General features: G+C 68.9%; 2 protein-coding genes. Both read right to left on the reverse strand.

Annotated elements, in window-relative coordinates:
• Window positions 1-68: 68 nt before the first annotated feature.
• Window positions 69-869, reverse strand: a complete 801-nt coding sequence (gene istB / locus Psi01_RS42840) for an IS21-like element helper ATPase IstB (RefSeq protein WP_204069951.1) — start codon at window positions 867-869, stop codon at window positions 69-71.
• A complete protein-coding gene (gene istA / locus Psi01_RS42845; RefSeq protein ID WP_204069952.1) occupies window positions 866-2,098 on the reverse strand; it encodes an IS21 family transposase in 1,233 nt (410 codons plus the stop codon). The genes istB and istA overlap by 4 nt, the downstream gene beginning before the upstream one ends.
• Window positions 2,099-2,167: the final 69 nt, after the last annotated feature.

Raw genomic sequence — 2,167 nt, forward strand, 5'->3', positions numbered from 1 at the left:
TGTCAATTCCGACTCGATCGTGACCCGTCTGTTCCGGGCGAACCTTGACCCACCCAGATATCTGATCTTCAGTTGTCGGTCTTGGCCGCGGGGACACGACCAAGGTCACGGTCCTTGAGCCGGTAGCTGTCTCCCTTCAACGAGACGACCTCGGCATGATGCACCAAACGGTCGATCATCGCCGCGGCCACCACGTCATCGCCGAAGACCTCGCCCCACCGGCCGAACGGCTTGTTACTGGTCACGATCAAGCTCGCCCGCTCGTAGCGAGACGACACCAACTGGAAGAACAAGTTGGCCGCCTCAGCCTCGAACGGGATGTAACCCACCTCGTCGACGATCAGCAACGGGATGCGGCCCAGCTTGACGAGCTCGCTCTGCAACCGCCCGGCCTGATGGGCCTCGGCCAGACGCGCCACCCACTCGGCGGCGGTGGCGAACGCGACCCGGTGCCCGGCCTGACAAGCCCGCATCCCCAGCCCGATCGACAGGTGGGTCTTGCCGGTGCCGGGCGGGCCGAGGAACACCACGTTCTCCTTGGCCGTGATGAAGTCCAAGGTGCCCAGATGGGTGATGACCTCGCGTTTGAGGGAGCGCTGATGATCGAAGTCGAACTCCTCGAGGGATTTGCGGGACGGGAAGCGGGCGGCGCGGATGCGGCCCTCACCGCCGTGGGCCTCGCGGGCGGCGACCTCGCGTTGCAGGCAGGCGGCCAGGAACTCCTCATGGCTCCAGGACTCGGCGCGGGCGCGTTCGGCCAGCCGCGCAACGGCCGCGGCCAGCGAGGGAGCCTTCAGCGCCCGGGTGAGGTAGGCGATCTCAGCGCTCACGTTCCGGCCGGTGCCCGTGCCGCCGGTGCGGGCGCTCATCCGGCGATCTCCTCATCGTTCAGGCCGAACAACCGGTCGTAGTCCGACAGCGGCCGCTGCTGCACCGCGGTCTCCACCGGGCGCAGCGAGCTGTTGTGCCGCATCCGGCGCAACTGCGCGGCGGCGGCCTGATGGGCCGGATCGGTGATGGTCTGGCGATCGGCCCAGCAGCGCGCATGCCGGGCCACCTGAGCGCCGTCGCAGGTGACCACCACCTGCTCCAGGTCCGCGGTCACCTGGACGCGCCGGCCGATCACCGACGGGTGCACCGAGTAGTCGTTGGAGTCCAGCCGCACGTAGTGGTCGCGCGGCAGGCGGGTGCTCAAGCACCAGCCACTGGCCGGCGCCACCGGCGGCAGGGGCAGCATCGCCGCCCGATCCGCCTCCCACCGGTCGACCGGCCGGCAGCCCAGCCGACGGTGGTGGCGATTGTTGGCCCGCACCAGCCACTCGCTCAGCTGGGCGGTGAAGTCGGCCGGGCCGGTGAAGACCCGCCCCGGCAGAAACGAGGTCTCCAGGTAGCCGTTGGCGCGTTCGACCAGGCCCTTGGCCTCCGGATCGGCCGGACGGCATTGGATGACCTTGATGCCGAGCGTTCCGCGGAAGGCGGTCATCGCCTCGCTCAGCTGCGGTCTGCCGGCTCGCCACTGGCCGATGGCGGCCTCGTTGTCCCAGACCAGTGCCTTGGGCACCCGGCCCCACTGGCTGAGCAGCCTCCAGTGCCCGGCCAGCAGGTCCGGCGCCCGGCGCGAGGGCAGCATGACCGCGCCGATCATCCGCGAGTAGCCGCTGACCATGACCAGCACCGGCGGGCGGCCCGTCTGCCCGAATCCCAGCGGCACGTCCACCGCGGGAAACCATAGATCGCATTGGGCCAGCTCACCGGCCTGGTACTCGGTGCGAGAAGCCGGATCGACCGGCCGATACAGCGGCCGCAGCTGCTGCACCCGCGCAAAGAACACGCTCTTGCCGCGGCTCCAGCCGACCCGTTCCATGATGACCGAGGTCGGCATGTCCGGGAACTCCGCCAGAAGCCCTCTGATCTGTGGTTCCACCGCATCCACGATCGATCCTTTGCCGGCTCGCACGTACCGGGGCGGTTCGTGCGAGGCCAGTGCTTTGCGCACCGTGTTCCTTGCGATCCCGAGCCTGCGGGCGATTGCTCGGATCGCCAGTCCTTCGGCCCGGTGCAGTCGGCGGATCTCCGCCCAGTCCTCCACCTTCAACACCTCACCAGCGTCGGGGGTGGGTCACGATTCCGCCGGAATCACAGGGTCAGTCTTCAGCCGGAACCGACA

The organism is Paraplanobispora siamensis, from assembly GCF_016863175.1.
Classification (GTDB): Bacteria; Actinomycetota; Actinomycetes; order Streptosporangiales; family Streptosporangiaceae; genus Planobispora; species Planobispora siamensis.

Bases quoted from the DNA above. Each gene is read 5' to 3' on its own strand.
- istB (WP_204069951.1), bottom strand. From the start codon at position 869: ATGAGCGCCCGCACCGGCGGCACGGGCACCGGCCGGAACGTGAGCGCT.